Source organism: Halomonas sp. AOP30-A1-24, assembly GCF_052378165.1.
In the GTDB taxonomy this organism is placed as follows: Bacteria; Pseudomonadota; Gammaproteobacteria; order Pseudomonadales; family Halomonadaceae; genus Vreelandella; species Vreelandella citrativorans.
In genome coordinates, this window is record NZ_JBQSXL010000037.1 from 1 (window position 1) to 25,751 (window position 25,751).

At 55.0% G+C, this 25,751-nt stretch carries 22 protein-coding genes and 1 pseudogene; 13 read left to right on the top strand and 10 right to left on the bottom strand.

Translation table 11 applies throughout. The annotated features are described in order from the left end of the window. The first annotated feature begins 157 nt into the window (after nucleotides 1-157). Nucleotides 158-1,078 carry a ketopantoate reductase family protein gene (locus ACT3TJ_RS16120; protein WP_444621458.1) on the top strand — a complete coding sequence of 307 codons (921 nt, stop codon included), beginning with the start codon at nucleotides 158-160 and terminating at the stop codon, nucleotides 1,076-1,078. 196 nt (nucleotides 1,079-1,274) lie between these two features. Here ACT3TJ_RS16120 and ACT3TJ_RS16125 read toward each other — a convergent pair whose 3' ends face one another. From ACT3TJ_RS16125 to ACT3TJ_RS16140, 4 genes are all read right to left on the bottom strand, one after another. Then, on the bottom strand, nucleotides 1,275-1,901 hold the full coding sequence (locus ACT3TJ_RS16125) for a glutathione S-transferase family protein (protein WP_444621457.1): 627 nt from the start codon (nucleotides 1,899-1,901) through the stop codon (nucleotides 1,275-1,277). Between the two features lie 81 nt (nucleotides 1,902-1,982). Next, complete coding sequence (mmsB, locus tag ACT3TJ_RS16130) at nucleotides 1,983-2,885, bottom strand: 3-hydroxyisobutyrate dehydrogenase (RefSeq protein ID WP_444621456.1); 903 nt, start codon at nucleotides 2,883-2,885, stop codon at nucleotides 1,983-1,985. Between the two features lie 155 nt (nucleotides 2,886-3,040). Next, nucleotides 3,041-4,156, bottom strand: a complete 1,116-nt coding sequence (locus ACT3TJ_RS16135) for an enoyl-CoA hydratase/isomerase family protein (RefSeq protein ID WP_444621455.1) — start codon at nucleotides 4,154-4,156, stop codon at nucleotides 3,041-3,043. Nucleotides 4,157-4,213: 57 nt separating this feature from the next. After that, nucleotides 4,214-5,368 carry an acyl-CoA dehydrogenase family protein gene (locus ACT3TJ_RS16140; protein ID WP_444621454.1) on the bottom strand — a complete coding sequence of 385 codons (1,155 nt, stop codon included), beginning with the start codon at nucleotides 5,366-5,368 and terminating at the stop codon, nucleotides 4,214-4,216. A 239-nt stretch (nucleotides 5,369-5,607) separates the two neighbouring features. On the opposite strand from ACT3TJ_RS16140, the gene ACT3TJ_RS16145 reads away from it, so the two are divergent. The 9 genes from ACT3TJ_RS16145 to ACT3TJ_RS16185 all read left to right on the top strand — a co-directional run bounded on the left by ACT3TJ_RS16145 (nucleotide 5,608) and on the right by ACT3TJ_RS16185 (nucleotide 16,164). Further along, nucleotides 5,608-6,039, top strand: coding sequence for a MerR family transcriptional regulator (locus ACT3TJ_RS16145; protein WP_444666020.1), 432 nt, complete (start codon nucleotides 5,608-5,610; stop codon nucleotides 6,037-6,039). Between the two features lie 134 nt (nucleotides 6,040-6,173). After that, nucleotides 6,174-7,343, top strand: coding sequence for an isovaleryl-CoA dehydrogenase (locus ACT3TJ_RS16150; protein WP_444621453.1), 1,170 nt, complete (start codon nucleotides 6,174-6,176; stop codon nucleotides 7,341-7,343). Nucleotides 7,344-7,352: 9 nt separating this feature from the next. Continuing rightward, nucleotides 7,353-8,960, top strand: a complete 1,608-nt coding sequence (locus ACT3TJ_RS16155) for a carboxyl transferase domain-containing protein (RefSeq protein ID WP_444621452.1) — start codon at nucleotides 7,353-7,355, stop codon at nucleotides 8,958-8,960. Nucleotides 8,961-8,970: 10 nt separating this feature from the next. Next, the gene (locus ACT3TJ_RS16160; protein WP_444666022.1) at nucleotides 8,971-9,795 is read left to right on the top strand and encodes an enoyl-CoA hydratase/isomerase family protein; all 825 of its coding nucleotides are present in this window, start codon (nucleotides 8,971-8,973) and stop codon (nucleotides 9,793-9,795) included. After that, nucleotides 9,792-11,882, top strand: coding sequence for an acetyl/propionyl/methylcrotonyl-CoA carboxylase subunit alpha (locus tag ACT3TJ_RS16165; protein ID WP_444621450.1), 2,091 nt, complete (start codon nucleotides 9,792-9,794; stop codon nucleotides 11,880-11,882). The genes ACT3TJ_RS16160 and ACT3TJ_RS16165 overlap by 4 nt, the downstream gene beginning before the upstream one ends. A gap of 11 nt (nucleotides 11,883-11,893) precedes the next feature. Continuing rightward, on the top strand, nucleotides 11,894-12,817 hold the full coding sequence (locus ACT3TJ_RS16170) for a hydroxymethylglutaryl-CoA lyase (protein WP_444621449.1): 924 nt from the start codon (nucleotides 11,894-11,896) through the stop codon (nucleotides 12,815-12,817). Nucleotides 12,818-12,870: 53 nt separating this feature from the next. Further along, nucleotides 12,871-14,595: an AMP-binding protein gene (locus ACT3TJ_RS16175; RefSeq protein WP_444621448.1), complete on the top strand. Its 1,725-nt coding sequence runs from the start codon at nucleotides 12,871-12,873 to the stop codon at nucleotides 14,593-14,595. Between the two features lie 2 nt (nucleotides 14,596-14,597). Then, nucleotides 14,598-15,416 carry a class I SAM-dependent methyltransferase gene (locus ACT3TJ_RS16180; RefSeq protein ID WP_444621461.1) on the top strand — a complete coding sequence of 273 codons (819 nt, stop codon included), beginning with the start codon at nucleotides 14,598-14,600 and terminating at the stop codon, nucleotides 15,414-15,416. A 175-nt stretch (nucleotides 15,417-15,591) separates the two neighbouring features. Next, the gene (locus tag ACT3TJ_RS16185; RefSeq protein ID WP_172116423.1) at nucleotides 15,592-16,164 is read left to right on the top strand and encodes a hypothetical protein; all 573 of its coding nucleotides are present in this window, start codon (nucleotides 15,592-15,594) and stop codon (nucleotides 16,162-16,164) included. A 32-nt stretch (nucleotides 16,165-16,196) separates the two neighbouring features. Here ACT3TJ_RS16185 and ACT3TJ_RS16190 read toward each other — a convergent pair whose 3' ends face one another. Beyond that, complete coding sequence (locus ACT3TJ_RS16190; RefSeq protein ID WP_444621447.1) at nucleotides 16,197-18,083, bottom strand: monovalent cation:proton antiporter-2 (CPA2) family protein; 1,887 nt, start codon at nucleotides 18,081-18,083, stop codon at nucleotides 16,197-16,199. 225 nt (nucleotides 18,084-18,308) lie between these two features. Between ACT3TJ_RS16190 and ACT3TJ_RS16195 the strand changes: the two genes are divergently transcribed. The 3 genes from ACT3TJ_RS16195 to ACT3TJ_RS16205 are packed head-to-tail and all read left to right on the top strand — an operon-like array spanning nucleotide 18,309 to nucleotide 20,653. Beyond that, the gene (locus ACT3TJ_RS16195) at nucleotides 18,309-18,581 is read left to right on the top strand and encodes a Trp family transcriptional regulator (protein ID WP_444621446.1); all 273 of its coding nucleotides are present in this window, start codon (nucleotides 18,309-18,311) and stop codon (nucleotides 18,579-18,581) included. A 3-nt stretch (nucleotides 18,582-18,584) separates the two neighbouring features. Then, nucleotides 18,585-19,997 (top strand): anthranilate synthase component I family protein, encoded by a 1,413-nt coding sequence (locus tag ACT3TJ_RS16200; protein ID WP_444621445.1) that lies wholly within the window; start codon nucleotides 18,585-18,587, stop codon nucleotides 19,995-19,997. Then, nucleotides 19,994-20,653, top strand: a complete 660-nt coding sequence (locus ACT3TJ_RS16205; protein WP_172116420.1) for an anthranilate synthase component II — start codon at nucleotides 19,994-19,996, stop codon at nucleotides 20,651-20,653. Before ACT3TJ_RS16200 ends, ACT3TJ_RS16205 begins: the two co-directional genes overlap by 4 nt. 77 nt (nucleotides 20,654-20,730) lie before the next feature. Here the strand turns inward: ACT3TJ_RS16205 and ACT3TJ_RS16210 are convergent, their stop codons facing one another. From ACT3TJ_RS16210 to ACT3TJ_RS16230, 5 genes and pseudogenes are all read right to left on the bottom strand, one after another. Then, the gene (locus ACT3TJ_RS16210; RefSeq protein WP_172116419.1) at nucleotides 20,731-21,045 is read right to left on the bottom strand and encodes a hypothetical protein; all 315 of its coding nucleotides are present in this window, start codon (nucleotides 21,043-21,045) and stop codon (nucleotides 20,731-20,733) included. 162 nt (nucleotides 21,046-21,207) lie between these two features. After that, nucleotides 21,208-22,233, bottom strand: coding sequence for a 23S rRNA pseudouridine(2604) synthase RluF (rluF, locus tag ACT3TJ_RS16215; RefSeq protein ID WP_444621443.1), 1,026 nt, complete (start codon nucleotides 22,231-22,233; stop codon nucleotides 21,208-21,210). Nucleotides 22,234-22,269: 36 nt separating this feature from the next. After that, a complete protein-coding gene (locus ACT3TJ_RS16220) occupies nucleotides 22,270-22,815 on the bottom strand; it encodes a DUF924 family protein (protein ID WP_441677092.1) in 546 nt (181 codons plus the stop codon). Nucleotides 22,816-22,889: 74 nt separating this feature from the next. Continuing rightward, nucleotides 22,890-25,538, bottom strand: a complete 2,649-nt coding sequence (gene ppc, locus ACT3TJ_RS16225) for a phosphoenolpyruvate carboxylase (protein WP_444666024.1) — start codon at nucleotides 25,536-25,538, stop codon at nucleotides 22,890-22,892. Between the two features lie 51 nt (nucleotides 25,539-25,589). After that, nucleotides 25,590-25,751: pseudogene (locus tag ACT3TJ_RS16230) on the bottom strand (nucleoside triphosphate pyrophosphohydrolase); the annotation flags it as partial.

The window sequence follows — 25,751 nt, forward strand, 5'->3', positions numbered from 1 at the left end:
CTCTTGAAATCATAGCACTTTCAGCCGCTTTCTTTTATACCCTGTGAGAAATCCGGGCTAGAAATTAGCCTTACATACCATCACTCTTACTCGCCTTCATTTCCTTGCAACAAAAAGGGTAAGCTGAACAGCAACACCGCTCCTGAGTACGCACTTGATGACCTCACACTGGATTCTCGGCCCCGGCGCCATCGGCCGCCTACTGGCTCATTCACTTTCCCCACTAGCTGACGTCACGCTAATCGGTCGCCGCGCGCTACCTGAGCAACAAACAATAACAACACCCGAAGGCGATTCACGTAGCCAGCACTTAAACGTGATAACCACCTCGCAACGAGTAGCCAAAGCGCCAGCGCCGCCTGCTTTTGTACATATCACTACCAAGGCGATGGCTGCTGAAGCGGCGTTGGAAAGCGTGGCGGGCGTTATTCCCGCAACTACCCCGCTGGTGTTGTGGCAGAACGGTTTTTTGGCTCAGCCGAGGCTGACTGAACGTTGGCCGGGGCCGGTGTTGTGTGCGACCACGACGGAAGGCGCTTATTTAACCGGTGATGATGGCGTGGTGCATGCGGGGCGTGGGCATACGTTTGTGGGGGATCTGACGAATCGCCACGGTGCGTTGGCACAGCGGTTAGCGCATCAGCTTAGCCAAGCGGGGCTTGCGGCCACGGCGGTGGATGATATTCGCAGCCGCCTGTGGCAGAAGCTGGCGGTGAATGCGGCGATTAATCCATTGGTGGCGTTAAATGGGATTCGTAATGGCGAGTTGTGTGGCTCTGCTTACGCAGGCCGTGTTGAGGCGGTTGTTGAGGAAGTGGCGGCGATTATGGTGGCCGAGGGTATTCAAGCGCCCGATGGTGGTAGCGATTTGGATGCGTGGTTGGCGTTGGTGTGGAATGTTATTGAGAAAACGGCGAATAACAAGGCATCGATGTTGCAGGATGTAGAGGCCAAGCGGCTTACCGAGCGTGGAGCGATTTTGGGGCCTTTGATTGAGCGGGCCGAGCGGCATGGGGTGGGTTGTGAAGTGTTGCTCGGGCTGGATGGTGAGTTGGCTGTGTTGGAGGCGGGGTTTTAGGCTTGCTCGGGCTTGGGGCGGCTGCGCCGCCCTTTCGCGCCGGGCCGCCGCTGCGGGTGTCGCGTTTCTCTCTGCGCTCGCTACTTGTTACCACGCGCTACAGGTTTGAAATTTCGCATATTTCAGATTTTGTAGCGCGGTGTAAGCGTTAGCGCACCCGCGAAGGGTGCGGCTATTCGTATGAGGCGGTTTAGGTTTAGGTAACCGGGATCATCACCACGTCGCGGAACACGGGGCGCTCGGTTAGCTGCTGATACCAGCGTTCCAAGTGGGGGCGCGGTTGCCAGGTGAGGCCGATGTTCCATAGGTTATAAACGAAGGGCGCAACGGCAATGTCGCCCAGGCCAAACGCTTCGCCAGAGAACCATGCCTGGTTGGCGAGTGCGTTATCCAGCAGTTCAAACAGTTTTTCACAGGCTTGCATGCCTGCTTCAATGGCGGCGTTATCGCGCTGCGCTTCGGGCGTTCTCACATAGCCCATTAAAATTACTCGGTGCGCAGGGGAAAGCGTGCTGTTGGCCCAGTCCATCCATTTTTCTTCCTGGGCGCGCTTGGCAGGCTGCTCAATCCACAGTTTCCCTTGGCCATACTGCGCGGCCAGGTAGCGGATGATGGTATTGGATTCCCACAACAGGCTGTCGGTGGCGTCGTCCTTGAGTAACGGCACCAACCCATTAGGGTTCATGGCCTGGTATTCAGGTGTGTTGTTGACCCCGAACTGGAGCCCCGCCTGAATTTGTTCAAACGGTACTTCCAGCTCGTTAAGCACCCAGCGCACTTTTTTAACATTGGTAGAGTTATCGCGGCCCCAAAGCGTAATCATAACGTTCCTTATTGGTTGGTTTTTTTAAGAGTTTACCTGATCACGCCATGAGATAAAGGTAGCTTGGGTGCGGGGGCGACTTCACCCTTCACCCTCTTTATCCTGATAGAACTGTATCAGGCTTGAGAAGTCGAGCTGGCCGTTGCCGTTTGCCTTGTGTTGGGTAAACAGTGTGCGGGCGGCGGACCCCATGGGCACGGGGGAGGCGCTTTGCTGGCTGATATCCATGGCAAGGCCCAGGTCTTTCATCATCAGGTCCACTAGGAACCCGCCCTGATACGCGTTGGCAGCGGGTACGTTCTCCATTACGCCTGGGTAGGGGTTGTAAACATTGAGCACCCAGTTGCCGCCGGAGCTTTTTCGCATAATGTCAGAAAGCACCGCAGGGTCGAGGCCATTTTTGACGCCCATGTTGATCGCTTCGCAGGTACCCGCCATCAACACCGAAAGCAGCATGTTGTTACACGCCTTGGCCACTTGCCCTGCCCCATGGTCGCCCGCGTGGAAAATGTTTCTGCCCATTACGCCTAGCACAGGCGTCACTTTTTCAAACTGGGCCTTTGACCCGCCGACAATAAACGTCAGCGTACCCGCCAGCGCACCGCTCACCCCACCCGATACCGGAGCATCGACAAAGTCGATCCCGCGCTGTTCGCCAATGGCCGCGACGCTGCGCGCCGTGTCGGCATCAATGGTGGAGCAGTCAATCACCAAAGCGCTTGGTTTGATCACCTCGAACAACGCCTCATCGCCATCAACGTAAAGCGCCTTCACGTGCTTGCCTGCAGGCAACATGGAGATAACAAAGTCAGCCTCGGCGGCGGCTTCACGCGCCGAGCCTGCCACTTCACAGCCGTGCTCTTTAGCGGCTTCAAGCGCTTGTTCAGAAAGGTCATACGCACGCACGGTATGACCCTCTTTCGCCAGGTTAGCCGCCATCGGGCCGCCCATATTGCCTAAACCAATAAATGCCACAGTAGCCATAACGATTGTCCTTATTGTTAATAAAAGCAGCTAATAACAAACAGTTAATAAAAAGCAGCTAATAACAAACGGCGAGTAACGAGCTGCTGGTAATAACCGTTGATCATGAAATGTTGGCAGTGTCCGCTTTAGCACCCCGGCGGTACGGCTTTTACTTACTTCAGGTCCGCAAGCGGGCTATCGGGCCACGGCGATGCTAACAGCGCATCCATAAAGTGATCTTCCACTTCCCCTACCGCTGAATACGTCCAGCCTGGCAAGCCATCTTTATCCACCAGTAATGCGCGTACGCCTTCTGGAAACTCCCGGTGGCGACAGCACTGCACAGAAAGCGCCAGCTCTGCCTGGAACACCTCGGCAAGCGACATGTGCCGGGCACGCGTTAGCTGCTCATGGATAAGCCGAATGGAGACCGGACTACCATGTGCCAGCGTCTTTTGCGCTTTGCTGAACCATTTATCCTCGCTTTCTACCGCCAGAACGGCGGCCACCCTTTGCTCGATGGTATCGTGGTCCATCAGCTCGCGTATTAATGGCGCGAAGTGTTGTATGGGGGTTTCCAGCGCGGCAAACTCTGCTTTAGAGGCTTGTTCAAGCTCACGCAGCGCTTGATTGACCACGCCATGGGCATCGGTCTTTTCACCGCTTCCCCAAGTGGCACTGGTCAGTTGCTGAAGTAATTCTTCCCGGCGATGGCTGGCAATGCCACGGCCGGCAAGGCCCAGGTAAAGAGCATCTGATGCATTGATCTGCGCGCCGGTCATGGCCAGAAAACGCCCCATGCCGTTCGGCAGGCGGTTTAAAAACCAGCTGGCACCCACATCCGGATAAAGGCCAATCGTCACTTCCGGCATGGCCAGCCGAGAGGTTTCAGTCACCACACGGTGGCTACTGGCGCTGAGCAGGCCCATACCGCCGCCCATTACAATGCCGCTGCCCCAGCAAATAATTGGTTTGCGGTAAGTGTGCAGCCGATAATCCAGGCGGTACTCTCTTTCAAAAAAGCGCTCGGGAAAGCTTGGGTCAGCTTCTCCGTTAATCGCTTTATACAGCGTGACCACATCACCACCGGCGCAAAAGGCTTTTTCACCAGCGCTATCCAGCAGTATGGCGACAACCCGCTCGTCCGCCTCCCAGGCATCCAGCTGCGGCAGAATGGCGTCGATCATGTCCAGTGTTAACGCGTTGAGCGAACGCTCAGCGTTAAGCTTGATTTCAACCACCGTGTGGCCGTCCTGGGTGGCGTGTTCGGTAAACAGTACGCTACTCATTCAGCATCCTTACGTATCGGCTCGAATGGCGACCGCGATCATGTCGGCAGCCCTGTTTTACAGCTCAGCGGCACCTTCGGCGAGTACCCGGCGCGAAATGATCAGGCGCATGATTTCATTGGTGCCTTCCAGAATGCGGTGTACGCGGGTATCGCGCACATAGCGTTCCATGGGGTACTCCTTAATGTAGCCATTGCCGCCATAAAGCTGTAGCGCCTCATCACACACTTTAAAGCCTACATCGGTGGCAAAGCGCTTGGCCATGGCGCAGTAGGTGGTAGCGTCGGCATGACCGGCATCCAGTTTGGCAGCGGCCATTCTCACTAGCTGGCGGGCGGCGACCAGCTCGGTGACCATATCCGCCAGGCGAAACTGTAGCGCTTGAAAATCTGCTAAACGCTTGCCGAACTGCTGGCGTTCCAGCAGGTAGTCACGCGCTTTATTGAGCGCCTGCTGGGCGGTGCCAATAGAACAGGTGGCGATATTAATTCGTCCGCCGTCTAGCCCTTTCATGGCGATTTTAAAGCCGTCGCCTTCGTTACCCAGCAGATTATTCGCGGGTACGCGCACGTCTTCAAAGGTAATCATTCGGGTGGGCTGGCTGTTCCAACCCATCTTGTCTTCCTTGCGCCCATAGCTGATGCCTTCGGCCTTGGCATCTACTGCAAATGCCGAAACTCCACCCGCGCCTTCGCTACCGGTACGTGCCATCACTACCAGAAAATCGGTGCTGCCCGCGCCAGAAATAAATATTTTGCTGCCGTTGAGCACATACGCATCGCCCTCACGCCTGGCCGAGGTTTTAAGCGAGGCCGCATCGGAGCCCGCATTGGGTTCTGTTAAACAGTACGACCCCAGAAGCTCGCCGGTTGCAAGCTTTGCGCCCCACTGCTTAACCACCTCTGGCTGGCCGAAGTCCGCGAGCATCCAGGTCACCATGTTATGAATGGTGAGATACGCCGTGGTGGAGGTACAGCCCATTGAAAGCTGCTCGAAGATAATGCTGGCATCCAGCCGTGAGAGACCAAGCCCTCCGACGCTTTCCGGCGCGTAAAGCGAGCAGAAGCCCAGCTCGCCAGCCTTACGAATAACGTCTACGGGAAAAATAGCTTCGGCGTCCCATTGTGCAGCATGGGGCTCAAGCTCATTTTGGGCGAAGGCTCGCGCCAACTCGGCAAAGGCTACCTGGTCTTCACTCAACTCAAAGTTCATGGCCAATCTCCGCTGAAAAGCCTTTGTCACCCCTCGCTGCCACGCATTACCCAATGGCGCCAGCATCGGCTGATCAAATTTATTTGTTAACGTGTACGTCAACTTATCGCCTAAATTATCGCTGTGCAACCACTCTGCTAGCGTTAACCCTACAATAGAGACTTTACGTTAACGTAAACTTGTTTTAGCCTCAGGGTAAGCGCTTCGTAAAAGCAAACCTTTAAAAAAAGAGAACGACGATGAGCAAAACCTACTCGATCAGCGACCTAGCCAACGAGTTTGATATCACCACGCGCAGCATTCGCTTTTATGAAGATCAGGAGCTGCTTTACCCAGCACGGCGGGGCCAAACGCGTATTTACAGCAGCCAGGACCGCGTACGGCTTAAATTGACCTTACGAGGTAAACGGTTAGGGCTTTCACTGGCGGAGATTCGTGAGCTGTTTGAGCTGTGGGATGAATCCCGCACAGGGAGTGAAAAGCAGCTTTTACTGATGCTGAACAAAATCAGCGAACGACGGGCCGCTCTTGAGCAACAAATGAAAGATATCGCCATGATGCAGCTGGAGCTTGAGAACGCCGAAATTCGCTGCCGCCAAGCGTTAGATGAGCTTCATGACAAAGAGGCGTTTGACGAAAAACACACCGAAGCGCCCTCGCCCACCTCCTGACGTTTCATAAACTCTGCCCCGTCGTACCAGACTGGCTCATCATACAAACGCTAGCGGCGCCTCATTACCTACTCAACAACTATTTTCAATAAACGATTTCTAATAAACAATTTCTAATAAACAGGTGATTGACCATGCATTCTCTCTACTCAGAACTGAATTTCGGTCTTGATGACGAAATGAACATGCTGCGCGAGCAGGTCAATGCCTTCGCCGCCAACGAAATTGCCCCGCGCGCTGCGGAAATCGACCGTAATAATGAATTCCCCAACGACTTATGGAAGAAGTTTGGCGACATGGGCCTTTTAGGTATCACCGTGTCTGAAGAGGATGGCGGCAGCGGCATGGGTTATCTTGCCCACTGTATCGCCATGGAAGAGATCTCCCGGGCGAGCGCATCGGTTGCGCTGTCTTACGGTGCGCACTCCAATCTGTGCGTGAACCAGATCAAGCGCAACGCCTCCGCCGAACAGAAAGCCAAGTATCTGCCCAAATTGATCAGCGGCGAACACGTCGGCGCGCTTGCCATGTCCGAACCCGGCGCTGGCTCCGATGTGGTCTCCATGCAGCTGCGGGCTAAAAAAGTCGGCGATAACTACATTTTAAACGGCAACAAAATGTGGATCACCAACGGCCCCGATGCCGATGTGCTGGTGGTCTACGCCAAGACGGATCCAGACGCTGGCTCCAAAGGTATTACCACTTTCTTGATCGAAAAAGGCATGCCGGGGTTCGCCACGGCACAGAAGCTCGACAAGCTGGGCATGCGCGGCTCCAACACCTGCGAGCTGGTGTTTCAGGATTGCGAGGTCCCCGCTGAAAATGTGCTGGGCGAAGAAGGCAAAGGTGTGCGCGTATTGATGAGCGGGCTGGACTACGAACGTACCGTGCTGGCTGCCGGGCCGGTCGGCATCATGCAGGCCGCCATGGATGTCGTGATGCCTTATATCCATGAGCGCAAACAGTTTAATCAGTCGATTGGCGAGTTCCAGCTGGTGCAGGGCAAAGTGGCAGACATGTACACCACGCTGAATGCCTGCCGCGCCTACCTGTATGCCGTCGCGGCCGCGTGTGATCGCGACCAGACCTCGCGCAAGGATGCCGCTGGCGTCATCCTCTACTGCGCCGAGAAAGCCACCCAGGTAGCGCTGGATTCCATTCAGCTGTTGGGCGGTAACGGCTATATCAACGAATACCCCACCGGGCGCCTGCTACGTGATGCGAAGCTGTATGAAATCGGCGCGGGTACCAGTGAAATTCGGCGGATGCTGATTGGCCGTGAACTCTTCACCGAAAGCCAGTAGAGGCGCGCCATGAGCATTCTCAGCACTCAGATTAATCCGCGTAGCGAGCTCTTTCAGACCAATGAGCAGTCGATGCGCGGCGTGGTTACCCAGCTGCATGAACTCACCGCTGCCGTTGCCCAGGGTGGCGGCGTTAAATCTCGTGAGCGTCATGAGAGCCGTGGCAAGCTATTTGTGCGTGACCGCATCGATCACTTGATCGACGAAGGCTCGCCCTTTCTAGAATTTTCAGCGCTTGCCGCTCACAAGGTGTATGAAAGCGACGTACCGGCCGCCGGTGTGGTGACCGGCATTGGGCGCGTATCAGGCGTTGAATGCGTGATTGTGGCCAACGATGCCACGGTAAAAGGCGGCACCTACTTTCCGCTGACGGTCAAAAAACATATTCGCGCCCAGGAAATCGCCCGTAAGCATCGCCTGCCGTGTCTTTATCTGGTCGATTCCGGCGGTGCCTTTCTACCCCGTCAGGATGAAGTCTTCCCTGACCGCGACCACTTCGGGCGCATTTTCTATAACCAGGCCACCCTGTCGGCCGAAGGCATTCCGCAAATTGCCATGGTGATGGGCTCCTGCACGGCAGGCGGCGCGTATGTGCCTGCCATGGCCGATGAATCGATCATCGTTAAAGAGCAAGGCACCATCTTTTTGGGCGGCCCGCCGCTGGTCAAAGCGGCCACCGGTGAAAGCATCAGCGCCGAAGCGTTGGGCGGTGCCGATGTGCATGCCAAAGTCAGCGGCGTGGCCGACCATTATGCCGAAAACGATATGCATGCCCTGCAGCTTGCCCGCGCCTGTGTCTCGCGCCTGAACTGGCAAAAGCGCGGCAAGCTTGCCATGCAGGCGCCCGAGCCGCCCAAGCTCGACCCGTTGGAGCTTTACGGCATTGTGGGCACCGACCTTAAAAAGCCCTTTGATGTTCGCGAAGTCATCGGACGCATCGTCGACGGCTCTGATTTTGATGAATTCAAACGCTATTACGGCGACACCTTAGTCACCGGATTTGCGCATATCCATGGCCACCCGGTGGGTATTGTGGCCAATAACGGCGTGCTGTTTTCAGAGAGTGCCGTCAAAGGCGCCCACTTTATTGAGCTGTGCGCCCAGCGCAAGATTCCGTTGATTTTCCTGCAGAACATCACCGGCTTTATGGTGGGCTCCAAGTACGAGCACGAAGGTATCGCCAAGCATGGCGCCAAGCTGGTCACCGCCGTGGCGTGCGCGAAGGTGCCCAAGTTTACCGTGCTGATTGGCGGAAGCTTCGGGGCGGGTAACTACGGTATGTGCGGCCGCGCTTATGACCCTAACCTGCTATTCATGTGGCCCAATGCACGTATTTCCGTCATGGGTGGCGAGCAGGCCGCTGGTGTACTGGCCCAGGTTAAGCGCGAGCAGTATGAGCGCGAAGGCAGAGAATGGACTGCCGATGACGAAGAGGCGTTCAAGCAGCCCACTCGCGAACAGTATGAGCACCAGGGCCACCCTTACTACGCCAGTGCCCGGCTATGGGACGACGGCGTAATTGACCCGCTACAAACCCGCGATGTACTGGGCTTAGCGCTGGCCGCGGCCATGAATGCCGAGATTGAAGAGACACGCTTCGGCGTGTTCCGGATGTAAGGGGCCTATCATGACGAATTCAACGTTAACCATGGATGCAGGTGTTGCCCGCTTAACCCTTAATCGCCCGGACGTTCACAACGCCTTTGATGACCAGCTAATTGCCGAGCTGAACGCACACCTCGACAAGCTTCAACCGTTGATTAAAAGCGGTGAGGTACGCGTGGTGGTGCTGGGCTCTGAAGGCAACAGCTTCTCAGCGGGCGCGGATTTGAACTGGATGAAGCGCATGGTCGACTACGACGTTGACGACAATCTGGCTGATTCGCGCAAGCTCGCCACGCTGATGCATAGCCTGGATACGCTGCCCTGCCCCACGCTGTGCCGGGTTCAGGGTGCGGCCTTTGGCGGCGCCGTAGGTTTGGCCACCTGCTGCGATATCGTTATTGCTTCCGATAAAGCCAGGTTCTGCCTTTCAGAAGTCAAGATTGGCCTCTCGCCTGCGGTCATCAGCCCCTATGTGCAGCGTGCACTCGGCGCGCGCCAGATGCGCCGCTACGCGTTGAGCGCCGAAGTCATCGATGCGTCTACGGCGCTCAGCCTGGGCCTGGCCCATCAGGTCGTTGAACACAGCGCACTGGATAGCGCAGTAGATGCCATGCTGGAAACGTTGCTCGCTGGTTCACCGCAGGCACAGCAGGCTACCAAAACGCTGCTCCAAACGGTCAGCCAGTCGCCTGATTCTGACGCCACGCGCGAACAAACCTGCCAGGTAATCGCCAAGCTGCGGGTTAGCGAGGAAGGCCAGGAAGGACTGGCTGGATTTTTTGAAAAGCGTCGCCCCGCCTGGGCTGAAACGCCTTTATCCGGCAATGCCAAGGAGCGCCGCTCATGAGCCACCTAACGTCGTCTGAACCTAACCTGCGTACCACGCCCTTTGACACGTTGCTGATCGCCAACCGAGGTGAAATTGCCTGCCGAGTAATGCGCACCGCACGCCGTATGGGGCTTAAAACCGTTGCCGTGTATTCCGATGCCGATGCCAACGCCCGCCATGTGCGTGAAGCCGATGAAGCCATTCGTATTGGCCCTGCCGCCGCGCGGGAAAGTTATCTAAATATCGAAGCGGTGATTGACGCCGCCAAGCGCACCGGCAGTGGTGCCATTCACCCTGGCTACGGCTTTCTTTCAGAAAACGGCGCCTTTGTAAAAGCGCTCGAAGAAGCGGGTATTACTTTTATCGGGCCACCCGCGTCAGCCATTGCCGCCATGGGGGATAAATCAGCCGCCAAAGCGCGCATGGCCAATGCCAATGTACCGCTGGTGCCGGGCTACCACGGCGATAACCAGGATGATGACCTGCTCCGGGCCGAGGCCGACAACATCGGTTACCCGGTCATGCTCAAAGCCAGCGCCGGTGGTGGTGGCAAAGGTATGCGCGTGGTCGAAAACAGCGAGGCCTTTCAGGCGGCGCTGGAAGGCTGTCGCCGCGAGTCTAAAGCCGCTTTCGGCGATGATCGTATGCTGATAGAAAAATACCTGGTGCAGCCACGTCACGTGGAAGTACAGGTGTTTTGTGATCGCCATGGCCACGGCGTGTACCTGTTCGAGCGCGACTGCAGCGTTCAACGCCGCCACCAGAAAGTCCTCGAAGAAGCTCCCGCCCCGGGCATGACGCCGGAACTACGCACAGCGATGGGTAATGCTGCTGTGCGCGCCGCTCAGGAAATTGGCTACGTGGGCGCGGGCACGGTTGAGTTTCTATTGGATGCTTCGCCAGGCCAAGGCGAGGCGTTCTACTTTATGGAGATGAACACTCGTCTGCAGGTCGAGCACCCGGTGACGGAAATGATCACCGGCCAGGATCTGGTCGAGTGGCAGCTGCGCGTGGCGATGGGTGAATCGCTGCCTAGCACACAGGAAGATTTAACGATCACCGGGCATAGCTTTGAAGCACGCCTTTATGCCGAAGATCCTGACCAGGACTTTTTACCCGCCACGGGCCAGTTGACTCGCTTTGCGCTCGATTTAGCGGGCACCGACTTAAAGGCTGAGCAGGTGCGCCTGGATAGCGGTGTGGAAAGCGGTGATACGGTTTCCATGCACTACGACCCCATGCTTGCCAAGCTGATTGTGCATGGCAGTGACCGGGATGCCGCCCTGGCTACGCTTAACCGTGCGCTAGCGGCCCTCGACATACAGGGCGTGGTCACCAACCGGGCTTTTTTGCAGCGCCTGGCGACTCACCCCGCGTTTAAGAACGTAGAGCTGGATACGCGGTTTATCGAGCGCCACGAGGCCACCCTGTTTGCCGCGCACCACTATCAGTCTGAAGAGTATGCCAGCGCCGCGTTACTGGCGTTACATCAGCTGGCCCAGGAGTGCGAAAGCAACTCGCCCTGGGATCGCCACGATGGGTTTCGGCTTAACGCGCCGCGCACGGTGCGTATTGCCTTGCATGATCCCAAGCACTCTCAAGCGCCGGAGGATGCAAGCCCTCTGGTGGTAGTAGAAGGCAAGCGACACCCGGGCGACTCAGAGTGGCACCTAACCATTAATGACCACGCCGTTAATGGGCAAACCTTTAGCGCCAGCCTTCAACCGCTTACCGGCAATGCTGTGGCGATTACTCTTAACGGACACCGCCGCCGCCTGCAGGCCCAGCGCGATGGCAATGTGCTAATCATGGTCGACCCGCAGGGCGAAACCCGCCTTTACTGGCAGCGCATCGATGCGATTGATCACGGCCAGCATGAAGTGCAGGCAAGCTTTACCGCCCCCATGCATGGCACGGTGGTAGCGCTATTGGTTGAAGCCGGTACGAGCGTTGAAAAAGGCATTCCCTTGATGGTTATGGAAGCCATGAAGATGGAACACACCATAACCGCGCCGACTAACGGCCGCGTGGAAGGTTTCCGCTTTCAGGCAGGCGATACCGTTAGCCAGGGCGATGTATTACTCGACTTCGCCTCTGGCGAATAAGGAGCTTTACCATGGCACTGCGCCCATCCTGCCTACCCCAGCGCGTACGCCTGTTCGAAATGGCCCCCCGAGACGGCCTGCAAAACGAGCCGGGGGCCATGGTGCCTACCGCAACTAAAATCGAGCTGATTGAGCGGCTCGCCAATGCCGGTATCCGCCATATTGAAGCGGCAAGCTTTGTATCGCCCAAATGGGTGCCGCAAATGGGCGATGCGGCCGACGTAATGCACGGCATTAAGCGCACTCCCGGCGTGGTTTACTCGGCCCTTACCCCTAATCTCAAGGGGCTTGAAAATGCGTTGGCTGCAGGTGTTGATGAAGTAGCGGTATTTGGCGCGGCCTCTGAGGCGTTTTCGCAGAAGAACATCAACTGCTCAATTGCTGAATCCCTTGAGCGATTCGAGCCTGTGCTCAAGCATGCCCAGGAAGCCAATGTGCGTGTGCGTGGCTACGTGTCCTGCGTGCTGGGCTGCCCTTATGAAGGCGATATTCCACCCGAGAAAGTCGCTCAGGTGGCCAAGGCTCTTTATGACATGGGCTGCTATGAAATTTCCCTCGGCGACACTATTGGGGTGGGTACACCGCTGGCGGCCAAACGAATGATTGAAGCCGTATCCGTGCAGGTGCCGATCGATCAGCTGGCGGCACATTTTCACGACACCTACGGTATGGCTATTGCCAACCTTTACGCGGTGATGGAAGAAGGCATTAGCGTGATTGATGCCTCGACCGGCGGTTTGGGCGGATGCCCTTATGCCAAAGGTGCCTCCGGCAACGTCGCCACCGAAGACGTGCTCTACCTGCTGGAAGGTTTAGGCATTGAAACGGGGGTTGATTTGCAGGCCGTGCTGGATACCGGCAACTGGATTACCCAGGCCCTGGGCCGCAAGCCAACCTCAAACGTTGCCTTGGCCAGAGGCGTACACTCAACCTAACGCCAATCAGCGCGGCCTGTTCGATCAGACAATAAAAAATACGGAGAGACATCATGGCGCTACATGACCCCAGCCTATCTACCCAAGCCCTGCCCAGCTATGCCAGCAGTACCGCTGACAAACCGCTGATTGGCATGACTATCGGCGATAAATTTGACCAAATCGCCGCGCAATATCCCGATAACGACGCTCTGATTGTGCTGCACCAGAACATTCATTGGCGATATCGCGAGCTTCACGAAGAGGTGAACCGCTGCGCCCGCGCGTTGCTTGCCATTGGCGTGAAGTGTGGTGATCGGGTCGGTATGTGGGCGCCTAACTGCAGCGAGTGGACATTAACCCAGTTCGCCACCGCCAAAATCGGCGCTATTTTAGTCAACATCAACCCGGCCTACCGCACTCATGAACTTGAGTACGCGCTTAACCAATCCGGCGCGCGTTTTTTGGTCAGCGCGGATAGCTTTAAAAACTCTAACTATCGCGACATGCTCTATGAACTGGCGCCGGAGCTTAAAACCAGCGCGGAAGGCGCGCTTAAATCGCTAAAGCTACCCCAGCTTGAGTGCGTGATTAACTTAAGCAGCGAGAAACATCCCGGCATGTGGCGCTGGTCAGATTTAATGCAGGAGTCGAGCAAGGTTAGCCAAACCGACGTCAACGATCTGCAAAGCACCCTTCAGTTTGATGACCCGATCAATATTCAATACACCTCAGGCACCACCGGCTTTCCTAAAGGCGCCACGCTTTCTCACCACAATATTCTTAATAACGGCTTTTTTGTGGCCGAAAGCATGGGTTTTACCAGCGAAGATCGCTTGGTCATCCCGGTGCCGCTTTACCACTGCTTCGGCATGGTCATGGGCAACCTGGGCTGTATGACCCATGGCGCGGCGATGATTTACCCCGATGAAGGCTTTGACCCCGGTAAAGTACTCAAAGCCGTACACGAGCAAAAAGCCACTGCGCTTTATGGCGTGCCTACCATGTTTATCGCCGAGCTGGATCACCCCGAGTTTGCCAGCACCGACCTCTCTTCACTGCGCACCGGCATCATGGCAGGCTCGATTTGCCCGGCCGAGATCATGAAGCAGGTCATCAGCAAGATGAACATGAAGGGCGTACAGATCGCCTACGGAATGACTGAAACCAGCCCGGTTTCTACCCAAACGGGTGCAAATGACACTATTGAAAAGCGGGTTTCCACCGTGGGACGTACCCAGCCGCACCTGGAAAGCAAAATCGTTGATCCCGGCAATGGTGCCATCTTACCTCGCGGTGAAATCGGCGAGCTGTGTACCCGGGGCTATAGCGTCATGCTTAAATACTGGAACAACGAGCAAGCTACGCGTGAGGCCATCGACGAGTCCGGCTGGATGCATACCGGCGACCTGGCCACCATGGATGAAGAGGGTTATATCCAGATCGTAGGGCGCATTAAAGACATGGTGATTCGCGGGGGCGAAAACGTCTACCCCAAAGAAATCGAAGAGTTTCTGTATACCCACCCGGCGATTTCCGATGTGCAGGTCACCGGCGTGCCCGACAAAAAGTATGGTGAGGAGTTGGTTGCCTGGGTAAAACCCAACGCCACGGCGGGAGAGATTAGCGGTGAAGATCTGCGTGAGTTTTGTAAAGGCAAGATCACCCACTTCAAGATCCCCCGCTACTTTAAATTCGTCGATGAATTCCCCATGACCGTGACGGGCAAAATCCAGAAATTCAAGATGCGCGAAATCTCGATTCAGGAATTGGGGTTGGGCGACGAGTCATCATTGTGACAATGTCTTTAGCGGCGCATTATCAGCAAGGGCTACGCGATGCCGAGGTGCTAGCGCAGATTCAACGCCATTACCCTGCGGGACCTACTCTGCATCAGTTAGCACCGCTGGACCAACTTCATATAGGCGGCGTAACGGCCTCCGCCCGGCTGCTCGCCCTGCTGGACCCGGCCCTTCATTTACGGGTATTGGATATTGGCGCGGGACTGGGAGGATTAATGCGCCAAGGGGCGGCGTTAGGTTTTCACATGACCGGCCTGGACATCACCCACCGCTTTAACGCACTTAATAAAACGCTTAGCACGCTGACATCTTCTCAGAGCGCCTCGCTAAATTGGGTAACCGGTGACGCTTGCGCCCTCCCCTTTGCCGATAACAGCTTTGATGCGCTTGTGTTTCAGCACAGCCTGTTGAACGTGCCCAACGTTAACGAGGCACTTACCGAGAGCTACCGCGTACTGCGCCCCGGTGGGCAGTTGGTAATGCACGAAGTCGTTAGCGGCCAAAATGCAGAAGCCTTGCGCTACCCTGTTCCCTGGGCGGCAACGCCCGTTCACTCCTGCCTGCTTAGCCATGAAACGCTCATTGAGCAATTAAGCTGCTGTGGTTTTATTGTCGAGCATAACGTTGACTGGAGTGATAGAGCGCTGGAGTGGCGTGAACGCCAGAGAAGAAAGGAGCAAACGCCCCAGGCATCTGTCTTGTCCCCCCAATGGGTCTTTGGTGAGCGCTTTATGGAAATGGGCAAAAATCTGGTGTTTAACCTCCAAAACCGCGCAATTAATTTGGTAGAAGTTAAAGCCTCTTGCTATGCTGGTTAGGCTTTGTACGAAAACTGCTTGCGCTCGACCATACGGCGTTAAAAATCAGCTCAAAATACTCATTTACTCATGTAAACTCCGTTTTTTCGCTGATTTTTGCCTTGTCTGGCCTTCGCTCAGCGTCTTTTCGTACAAACCCCAAGATAACAATCAAGACCAAGGATGAGGAACATCAATGAAACGCTTGGCTGGGGTACTCCTGTACAGCGTTGTTGGTTCAACCCTACCTTTACTCACCGCTGCCGCCAATGACACGTTGCCGGTGATCGCGTATGCCTCACCTAACAGTGAACTCCTGCAACTGGACAATGGTGTGGTGCTGGAAGGCAGCGACTTAAGCAGCCTGGACACCTACACATCAGGCTTTCGAGTAACCGCTGGTTTTAGCCCTTGGCAACTCCCTCAATTGGATCTTGGCGCTGAAATCGCCTACCGCGAAAGCGAAGAAGTTCCGATTGCCTCCAGCATGTCGCCAATGATCATGGATACGCTTAGTTTAGGCGGTGCCATTGTAGCGGGCGTACGTATGGGCGCTTTTAGCATGTACGCTAAATCTGGCCTGACCGAATGGCGCGGCGACACCCATGAGCTTCAGGGTGCAGACGAAGGCGGCACCGCCTGGCTCCAAGGCTTTGGCGCCACCATGACGCTTAACCAGATGGTCACGCGCTTGGAATATGAGCGCGTAGATGCGCCGACGCTAAGCCATCTCAATCAACTCAGCGCCTCGCTGCATTTGCCGTTTTAGTCGTTACCTCTCAGTACGTTTGCGTTATTAACCTACCGCTGGTCTTCTACAGGTGCTGTCCAAATCGGCACATCCTCACGCTTGGGTTCCTGCCAGTCCTGCTGCATCGCGCTATTCAGTGACTCCTCCAGTTTCATAAATAGCTCACCATAACGCGGGCTAAAGCTGATACCGCCTTCGATCTCTTTCCAAGCCTCAAACAATTCGTCTTCATGGGCTTCTTCATTTTGTACAAATGACCAAGTCATTTGTTTAGCCCGCATGGGATGTACGCCCATGGCCGATAGTGCATGGCCGCCAAGCTCCAGTGCGGAATGATACGTTTCACTCACCACATCATCGGCCCCGGCTTCACGCAGTTGATAACCATGCCCACGGTCAAAAGCGCGCGCCAGCACCCACACGTTGGGATAGTAGTGTTTTACGTGTTGAGTCATCTGTACAGCACGCTCTCGATCATCAATGGCGACCACCAAAAGGCGGGCGCTTTCAATCCCCGCCCTTTCCAACAGGTCAGAACGGCTGGCATCGCCGAAATAGCTTTTAATATTGATTCGACGAGAGTTTTCGATCTGCTCCAGCTCAAGGTCAAGCACTACCATCGGGATATTATTGGCCCGCAGCAGGCGGCAGATGATTTGCCCAAAGCGCCCTACTCCCGCAATGATAACGGGCGCCTGTTCCTCAATGGCATCGGCATCTCGGCCCTCTTTTGCAACCAGATAGTGCGGCAGCACCAAGCGGTCATAAGCAATAAACAGGAGCGGCGTTAAAAACATTGAAAGGGCGACGACCAGCGAGAGCACTTGCGCGGTATCTGCTGGTATCACGCTGCTTTGTACGCTGTAGGTCAGCAGTACAAAGCCAAACTCGCCCGCTTGGGCCAGGCTCAGCGCAAAGAGCCAAAAGTTGCTGCCCTTGATCTTGAATAACCAGGCAAGCGCCAATAACACGACCGCTTTAACAACAATGACGGCAATACCCAACGACACGACGGTGGCCCACTCGGCCGCCAACACATCGAAATTAATGCCTGCACCAACAGTGATGAAAAATAGCCCCAGCAGTAAACCTTTAAAGGGCTCGATATTGGCTTCCAGCTCATGCTTAAACTCACTGTTGGCAAGCACGACACCGGCCAAAAACGCCCCCAGTGCTGGCGATAAATTCACCAGGCTCATAAGTGCTGCAATACCGATAACCACCATCAGCGCCGTGGCGGTAAATACTTCGCGAAGCCCTGCACCCACCACATAACGAAAGAGCAACGGCCCCAGGTAATACCCACCAAGTATCACCGCAGCAATGGAGCCTACCACCACTAGCGCATGGGTCCAGCCAGTCAGGTGCGCGACCAAATTGAAGCTACCATGGTCGGGCTCACCACCTGGTGCCCCCATTAATTCGGGCAGTGCTAAAAGCGGAATAAGCGCCAGCATCGGGATAACCGCTATATCCTGAAAAAGCAGAACGGAAAACACGCTACGCCCGCCTTCGGTTTTCGCCAGGCCTTTTTCATTGAGGGTTTGCAACACAATAGCGGTAGAAGAGAGCGCAAAAATCAACCCGACGGTTAGCGCGGTTTGCCATACCAGACCTAACCACCAGGCAATCAGCGTACCTGCCGCTGCGGTAATGATTACTTGCAAGCCACCAAGGCCGACCAGGCGAACCCGCATCGCCCAAAGGCTTTTGGGGTCAAGCTCCATACCGACCAGAAACAGCATCATGACCACACCAAACTCGGCAAAGTGCTGAATGGTGTTGGTTTCCTGCCCGACCAAGCCAAATACCGGGCCAATGGTAACCCCGGCAATAAGATAGCCCAACACTGACCCCAAACCCAGCCGCTTGGCCAGTGGCACCGCAATGACTGCCGCCAAAAGGTAGATAAATGCTTGAATAAAATAGGCCGTCATACCGCACTCCTTAAACAAGATATCGTTATATTAGACGATGAGCGCCCGTTAATGCTTCGCACTTGATACGCCAGTGCCCTGCCCTTGCTGCACCAAATTACTCGTAGGGCTATTCCATCGAACGACTTGCTCTTTGAGTGACTTGCCCCTCGAACGACTTGACTTCTTCGCCAACCAATATATCGTACTAGTACGCTAGTACGGCATTCAACCATTGGTGCGCGCATGTCTATATCCAGTTCTACCGATGATGTTTACCAAACTGAATTGATTAATTACCTTGTGGCCATTGATAGCTCTGAGGCCATGAATGAAGCACTTGAAAGCCTTCTGACGCCGGCAGAGTACCAGGAAATCAGCAAACGCCTGCAGATTTTTAATTTACTGCGTGATGGCGTACCACACCGCAAAATTGCTGAATTGCTGGGGGTTGGCATTGCGACGGTTTCTCGCGGCTCGCGCGCGCTAGGCACTTCTCACTCATTACTGGATCGCTGAATCATGACTATCCACGCCCAATCAGATGCTGGCCCGCGTCCGTTTACTCTGTCGCGTAAGCCCCATTACGTAACGCTTGCCGCAGACTGTGACTTTTTTGGCCTATTCAAAAAAATAGAGAAGCAGTTCGATACCTGTTACATGCTTGAATCGCTGGGTGAAGACAGCCACATCGCCCGTCATTCAATCATTGGATTTGATCCTGAATATACCATTTACGCGAATGGCCAAACGCTGACCATCGAGGATCGTGCCGGCAAGGCCGAGCACTACCCAAGCGATAATCCTTATGAATTACTGCGCAGCCTGATCCCGCAAAATATTATTTCGCGCAAGTATGCCGGCGGGCTAAGCGGCTATTTAGGCTACGATGCGATGCAGTATTTCGAGCCTACGCTTTCTTTAAAAGCCAATGATGACTTCGATACGTTTCGGTTTGGACTTTATAAAGATGGGCTTATCCTCGATAAGATGACCGGCGAGGTAACCTACTTCTATTACGACCATAGCCGCTCTGATTTCCTGCAAACGCTTATCGACGCTAAGGATATTGAGAGCGACGACCTAAAAATCACCGCGCTTGGCGACACCATGAGCCAAGCAGAACACGCCGCAGCGGTCGCCAAGGTCAAGCAGGATATTATCGACGGCAAGGTGTTCCAGTGTGAAGTCGGGTTTAAAAAGCGCTTTCGTATCGAGGGCGATACGGTCGCTCTGTACGACCAGCTGCGCACGATTAACCCTTCCCCTCAGATGTACTACATGAAGTTTGGCGATCAGAAGCTGATCGGTGCAAGTCCCGAGCTTCTCTTCCGCTTGCGCCAGGGTGAAATGGAAACCTTCCCGCTGGCAGGCACCACCACCCGGGGCCAAACGCCTCAGGAAGATACTCAGTTGGCCCGTACCCTGCTTAACGATCCTAAAGAGATTGCCGAGCACAATATGATCGTTGATCTACATCGCAATGATATTGGCCGGGTTGCCCAGTTTGGCACCGTAAAAGTGCGCAGCCTGATGGACATTAAGCGCTTTAGCCATGTTCAGCATATTTCCAGCGAAATCGTCGGCATTATTGCCGAGGGCGAAGACATGTTTAGCGCCTTGGCCAGCAACTTCCCTGCGGGCACGCTTACCGGTGCGCCCAAAATTGAAGCCATGAAAATTATCGATGACCTGGAAAACGATGGCCGAGGCCCTTACGGCGGCGCGGTTGGCCAGTTTTCGTTTAACGGTGACTGCACTTTTGCGATCCCGATTCGCACCGTGTTTGTCAACGGCGAGCGGGCCTATGTGCAGACCTGTGGTGGCAACGTGTTTGATAGTAACGCCGCCGATGAGTATGAAGAAATACGCCGTAAATTTGCCGGCACGCGTAAAGCCTTAGCCCCCTTTATGGATTCGGAGAGCCTGGCATGAAAGTGTTAATCATCGATAACTACGATTCGTTCACCTACAACCTGTACCAATTTATTGGCGAGATTCTCACCACAGAAAAAAACCGTGGCGCGGTCAATGATTTCGAGATTGTGGTAAAGCGCAACGACCAGATTCAATTTACCGATATTGTGGCGATGGCGCCGGACCGTATTATTATTTCGCCGGGGCCTGGCTCGCCAGACGACCCACGCTACTTCGGCGTCTGCGCAGAGGTCATCAAAGAGCTGGGGAAGACCACTCCGCTGTTAGGTGTCTGCCTCGGGATGCAGGGAATTGTTCATGTGTTTGGCGGCCAAGTGGTGAAAGCACCGCTCCCCATGCACGGCAAGATCAGTCCCGTTACGCATACTCAGCAGTCGGTATTTAAAGGCGTGCCGGACCAGCTTGAGGTGATGCGCTACCACTCGCTAATTGCTGATGCAGGCTCGTTACCCGAGTGCCTGGAAGTGACCGCTGCGGTGGGTAGTCTGGAGGCGATCCACTTTGAACAGCGAGAGCACTGGGAAGCCACTGGGGAGTTCGAGCTGATGGGCGTCAAGCACCGCGACTATCCGATCCACGGCATTCAGTTTCACCCCGAATCCTTTGCCACCGAAGGGGGTAAAGAACTGATTGCCAACTTCTTGCTGGCATAATTCATCTTAAAACACGCCACAAAAAAAGCGGGAGGCCGTTTAATGACGTCTCCCGCTTTTTAATGTTGGCGAGAGGTTTAACGCCCCTTACCTTCATCGCCTAATGTAAATGAGGGCGGATCACTGGCTGGAAAGGTGTCATCAACCGTGTCGTCCACCCCTCCTTCCGTCCAGTCGCCATTGACGTTATCAGCCGAGTAAACCGTGTAGTTTTCAGCCAGTGTCCACTGACCATCACACTCTTTCAGGTCATGCCGTTCGACCCAGATACGGCTTCCCCCTGCCTTGAGTATCTCAACTTTTGTTTCAGCACTGTCATCTGAAACCGTGCCTAGCGCACTACCGTCCTGGGTATAAACGGTGGCATCTTGAAGATTATGCTCTGCCATCATAAGGTCCTCCAATGATATCCAAGTATCAATACCTTAGTTGGCACTTTCACGAAGAGACAAGGTATTTTCAGCAACTTTACCTTATCGCAATTTTTTGATTCCCAAGTCTCCTTCGCTTATTTTGAATGTTTCCTGGCTAATCCATGCAAGCGCTTAAAAAGCCTAGCGTTTCGTTTTGGGACGCGGCGCTTTTCCTCGCGCGGCTGGTTTACCTGCCCCGGGCTGCCCTTTACCGAAAGACTTACTACTACGCTTGCCTTGGGCTGCAGGTTTGCCCCCTGCTGCGGTTTTTGCGTTAGGGTGCGCTTTGGAAGTACCGGGCTTGCCCCTGGTGTTTGAGCGCGTTTTACTGCCCGCCGCTTTGCCAGCGCTAGCGGATTTTGCCCCCGCTCCCGGTTTTCCCTTACGTGGACGTTGCCCAGTAGGTGCCCGAGGCTTGCCTTTCGGCTTAGCCGGCGCTGCACTACCGTCAGCGCTCTCCGTCAGGGCAACGATGGTCTCCACCTCTTTGGGTGTTAAATCACGCCAGTCACCCAATGCCAACCCCTTCAAAGACACATTCATGATCCGCGTGCGTATTAATTGGGTAACGTCATAACCGAAGTATTCGCACATCCGGCGTATCTGGCGATTTAACCCCTGCACTAGCGTGACAGTGAACACAAAAGTGGACACTTTCTTCACCTGGCACTTCTTGGTGACCTGGCCAAGAATCGGCACACCCTTTTGCATCCCCTCAACAAATTCCTCCGTAATCGGCTTGTTAACCGTTACCTGGTACTCTTTTTCGTGATTGTTGTTGGCACGGAGAATTTTATTAACCAGATCCCCATTATTGGTTAAAAAGATCAGCCCTTGAGAGTCTTTATCCAGCCGACCAATGGGGAAAATACGTGCCCCATGCTTTACAAACTCAACAATATTGTCTTTTTCACTCGATTCAGTCGTGCTCACAATACCGACAGGCTTATTGAGCGCAATCAGAATAAAGTCCTCTTCCTCCTGGGGCTCAATTTCCTGACCATTCACCTTTACACGATCACCAGCCATTACCTGGTCACCGGTTGTCGCACGACGGCCATTGATCCAGACATTGCCCTGCTCTACATAGCGGTCTGCCTCACGGCGCGAGCAAAGGCCGCTTTCACTAATATACTTATTGATTCGAGTCGATTTTCGTAATGACATAACACGCCGTAAGGCTAAAAGTGGATAAAAGCGCCGCTAGAAAGAGGAGCCAGGCTGTTCTAGAAAGGCGACTTCTTCATCGCTGGACGTTCTCCCCAATAGCATATTGCGATGAGGGTAACGACCAAAGCGGTCAATAATCGCCTTATGACGAACTTCAAAATCAAGATTGTTTTCAAGCCCAGGCTGGTCGAATAGCACCATTGCCTGGGCATGAATCGTTTTCGATTCACTATGCATATAGGGCATATATAAAAAGCTGCGCTCTTCAGGCGTTAACGCCATGTCGGCACCTGCTGCCACGGCTTCCTGGGCGAGAGCAAGCGCGAGCGCATCAAACGCAAACGCGCGGGCATTATCGCGGTACATATTGCGCGAAAACTGATCAAGCACAATAATTTCGGCCAGACGCCCCTGCGGTGTATCCCGCCATGTATAACATTCGCACTGGGCAACATGGCCGTGCAGCTCTCCAAAACGCGCCATGATAGCGGCGTCCATCTCGGCGTCTTTCTTAAACCACTGCGCCGGGGTTAGTTCATTAAACCAGAACTGCAACACCGCTTGAGCATCCAAATTCATTGCCGCCTCCTAAGAACATACATAAATGCCGCCAGCCGTACTGGCGGTATACGCACTTCTAATGTTGCCGCTAATTAACCCGTATTGCGCAGCCCCGCCGAGATACCTGCCATGGTCACCATTAGCGCCCGGGAAAGGTCGCCGCTGATCGCACCATCGGCGTCGCGGTTACGCTGTAAAAGCTCAGCCTGCAACCCGTGCAGCGGGTCAATGTAGGGGTTACGCACGTCAATGGCCTGGCGGATCAGTGGCGTCTTCTCAAGCAACTCATCCTGCTCGAGTATTTCCAGCACCACGTTTTCCAAGCGCTCAAAACGCTCGCGGAGCTTTTTGCCCAGGGCTTTTAAGGATGGCTCATCCACTAGCCGGTGCTCATAGTAAGCCGCAATGGCCACATCAGCTTTGGCCAGTAACATTTCCAACATATCCAGATAAGTGCCAAAAAATGGCCATTGATCGCGCATGTCCTGGAGCAGCTCGCGTCCGCCGGGCTCTTCCAGGCGCTGCAGGAACGCTTCGCCACTGCCTAGCCATGCGGGCAGCATTAGGCGAATTTGGGTCCAGGCGAAAATCCACGGAATCGCACGCAGCGTTTCAACGCCACCGTCCTGGCGCCGCTTGGTGGGGCGTGACCCCAGCGGCAACCTACCGAGCGCCCCCTCTGGCGTTACCGCACGGAAGTAAGGCACAAAGTCAGGGTCCTCGCGCACCACGCCCACGTAACCGACGTGCGCAATGTGGGCGAGCTTATCCATCTCTTCGCGCCAGCGGGCGTCAGGCGCCGGTGGCGGTAGCAAGGTGGCTTCAAGCACCGCGCAAGCGTAAATTTCCATTGACCGCAGCGCGATATCCGGCTGGCCGAACTTGAAGCGGATCATTTCTCCCTGTTCAGTCACCCGTAAACTGCCGTTTACCGAGCCCGGCGGCTGCGACAAGATGGCTGCGTGAGCGGGGCCGCCCCCACGGCCGACGGTGCCGCCGCGGCCGTGGAACAGGGTCAGGTCAACACCGTGTTTTTCACACACATTCACCAGCGCTTCCTGAGCCCGATACTGCGCCCAGGCCGCCGCCAGTTGCCCGGCATCCTTGGCAGAGTCGGAGTAACCGATCATGATTTCCTGACGGTCATTAATCAGTGCTCGGTAACCAGGCAGCGATAGGAGCTGTTCGACAACCGCACCCGCGTGATCCAGGTCGTTGAGGGTTTCAAACAGAGGTGCAATGGGCAGCGTGACTTGGCCACCCACCTCTTTCATTAACAGCGCAACGGTCAACACATCTGACGGCTCGCCCGCCATGGAAATAATGTAGGTACCCAGTGCCTCTGAATGCTCCTGGGCGATGACCTTAAAGGTATCCAGCACTTCACGACACTCGGCAGAGCACTCCCAACGGCGTGGGATCAGTGGTCGACTAGACGCCAGCTCTTCCAGTAGGAATGCCTGGCGCTGAGCTTCGTTCCACTCCTGGTAGTGTCCCAGGCCTAATGTGCTGGTGAGTTCTTCGATCACTTGGGCGTGGCGGCTGGCTTCTTGACGTAAATCCAGCTTGGTCAGCGTGACTCCAAACACGGCGACGCGGCGCAGCGTATCGAGCAAGGCACCATTGGCAATGGTGTCCAAACCCACATCGCATAAAGAGCGGTAGCAGGCCAGCAGCGGCGCATAAAGTTGGTCGCGGGTTTCAATAATCGGCCCGCCGTCGTAATTACGGCCATCCAGCTTCGCCTTGGCCCAGTCCCGGGTTGCTTCCACCTTGGCTAAAAGGCGTTTAAGCAGTTCGCGATACGGCTCGGCGACATCGCCCACTTCCGCTTTTAGTGCGCTATTGGCCTTCCACATGGAAAGCTCGGTTTTAAGCTGTTCCAGGTCGCGCAGGTAAAGGTCTGCGGCCATCCAGCGCCCCAGAAGTAGCACTTCCCGGGTGATCCGTGAAGTAACATTAGGGTTGCCGTCCCGGTCGCCCCCCATCCATGAAGCATAGCGAATGGGCGCAGCATCCAGCGGAAGGCGCTCACCGGCAGTATCCAGCAGTAAATTATCCAGATCACGATGGAAATCAGGCACGGCTTGCCATAGCGAGTTCTCGATAACCGCAAACCCCCATTTGGCTTCATCAACCGGGGTTGGCCGCTCATGGCGAATTTCATCGGTATGCCATGCCTGGCTAATCAGTTCTTCTAACCGCCCGTGAGCGCGCTTACCGCGCTCAGGATAGTCGCCAGAACCTTCGATGGCGGTTAGGCACTCATCAATTGCGTCGTATTTTTGGATTAGCGTACGGCGAATAACTTCTGTCGGATGGGCAGTAAGCACCAGCTCCACCCGCATATTGGCGAGTGTTTCGACCAGCTTACGCGGTGAATTACCTGCCAGTTGGGCCCGCTCAAGCAGCCCGTTGAGAGTCGGCTGGGTGCCGGGTTTGTAGTCTTCTACACGGCGAAAACGTGCGCGATAGTGCTGCTCGGCAATATTGGCAAGATTCAAGAACTGGTTAAAAGCACGTGTAACGGGTAGCAGGTCACGCTCAGGTAACTGGCGTAAATACTCAATAAGTGCGCGCTGCTGGAGTGAGTCACCTTGACGACCTTGCTTGGCATGCGCTCGGATCGTCTCAATTTTATCTACAAATGCCTGTCCCAGGTCGTCCGCTATGGTGCGTCCCAGACTATCTCCTAAAATGCGTACGTTATCGCGCAGCGATTCGTGCAGGTCGTGACTCATTGGCAAGGCCTCCTAGCGGGGTCGCGTCATTATTAATGATCAATTTATGCTTTATTCTTGATGTTTAGCCGCCTGCCAGTGAGCTTCCATCTCGTCCAGCGAGGCTTCCGTTATCGGTCGATGGGCCGCGTTTAAGGCATGCTCAACATAGCGAAAACGGCGTTCAAATTTACGATTGGTACCGCGCAAGCACTGTTCAGGATCAGCACCTAG

What these genes read in the sequence shown, in the direction of transcription:
- ACT3TJ_RS16120 (WP_444621458.1), top strand. Translation starts at nt 158, where the DNA reads ATGACCTCACACTGGATTCTCGGCCCCGGCGCCATCGGCCGCCTACTG.
- ACT3TJ_RS16125 (WP_444621457.1), bottom strand. Translation starts at nt 1,901, where the DNA reads ATGATTACGCTTTGGGGCCGCGATAACTCTACCAATGTTAAAAAAGTG.
- mmsB (WP_444621456.1), bottom strand. Translation starts at nt 2,885, where the DNA reads ATGGCTACTGTGGCATTTATTGGTTTAGGCAATATGGGCGGCCCGATG.
- ACT3TJ_RS16135 (WP_444621455.1), bottom strand. Translation starts at nt 4,156, where the DNA reads ATGAGTAGCGTACTGTTTACCGAACACGCCACCCAGGACGGCCACACG.
- ACT3TJ_RS16140 (WP_444621454.1), bottom strand. Translation starts at nt 5,368, where the DNA reads ATGAACTTTGAGTTGAGTGAAGACCAGGTAGCCTTTGCCGAGTTGGCG.
- ACT3TJ_RS16145 (WP_444666020.1), top strand. Translation starts at nt 5,608, where the DNA reads ATGAGCAAAACCTACTCGATCAGCGACCTAGCCAACGAGTTTGATATC.
- ACT3TJ_RS16150 (WP_444621453.1), top strand. Translation starts at nt 6,174, where the DNA reads ATGCATTCTCTCTACTCAGAACTGAATTTCGGTCTTGATGACGAAATG.
- ACT3TJ_RS16155 (WP_444621452.1), top strand. Translation starts at nt 7,353, where the DNA reads ATGAGCATTCTCAGCACTCAGATTAATCCGCGTAGCGAGCTCTTTCAG.
- ACT3TJ_RS16160 (WP_444666022.1), top strand. Translation starts at nt 8,971, where the DNA reads ATGACGAATTCAACGTTAACCATGGATGCAGGTGTTGCCCGCTTAACC.
- ACT3TJ_RS16165 (WP_444621450.1), top strand. Translation starts at nt 9,792, where the DNA reads ATGAGCCACCTAACGTCGTCTGAACCTAACCTGCGTACCACGCCCTTT.
- ACT3TJ_RS16170 (WP_444621449.1), top strand. Translation starts at nt 11,894, where the DNA reads ATGGCACTGCGCCCATCCTGCCTACCCCAGCGCGTACGCCTGTTCGAA.
- ACT3TJ_RS16175 (WP_444621448.1), top strand. Translation starts at nt 12,871, where the DNA reads ATGGCGCTACATGACCCCAGCCTATCTACCCAAGCCCTGCCCAGCTAT.
- ACT3TJ_RS16180 (WP_444621461.1), top strand. Translation starts at nt 14,598, where the DNA reads ATGTCTTTAGCGGCGCATTATCAGCAAGGGCTACGCGATGCCGAGGTG.
- ACT3TJ_RS16185 (WP_172116423.1), top strand. Translation starts at nt 15,592, where the DNA reads ATGAAACGCTTGGCTGGGGTACTCCTGTACAGCGTTGTTGGTTCAACC.
- ACT3TJ_RS16190 (WP_444621447.1), bottom strand. Translation starts at nt 18,083, where the DNA reads ATGACGGCCTATTTTATTCAAGCATTTATCTACCTTTTGGCGGCAGTC.
- ACT3TJ_RS16195 (WP_444621446.1), top strand. Translation starts at nt 18,309, where the DNA reads ATGTCTATATCCAGTTCTACCGATGATGTTTACCAAACTGAATTGATT.
- ACT3TJ_RS16200 (WP_444621445.1), top strand. Translation starts at nt 18,585, where the DNA reads ATGACTATCCACGCCCAATCAGATGCTGGCCCGCGTCCGTTTACTCTG.
- ACT3TJ_RS16205 (WP_172116420.1), top strand. Translation starts at nt 19,994, where the DNA reads ATGAAAGTGTTAATCATCGATAACTACGATTCGTTCACCTACAACCTG.
- ACT3TJ_RS16210 (WP_172116419.1), bottom strand. Translation starts at nt 21,045, where the DNA reads ATGATGGCAGAGCATAATCTTCAAGATGCCACCGTTTATACCCAGGAC.
- rluF (WP_444621443.1), bottom strand. Translation starts at nt 22,233, where the DNA reads ATGTCATTACGAAAATCGACTCGAATCAATAAGTATATTAGTGAAAGC.
- ACT3TJ_RS16220 (WP_441677092.1), bottom strand. Translation starts at nt 22,815, where the DNA reads ATGAATTTGGATGCTCAAGCGGTGTTGCAGTTCTGGTTTAATGAACTA.
- ppc (WP_444666024.1), bottom strand. Translation starts at nt 25,538, where the DNA reads ATGAGTCACGACCTGCACGAATCGCTGCGCGATAACGTACGCATTTTA.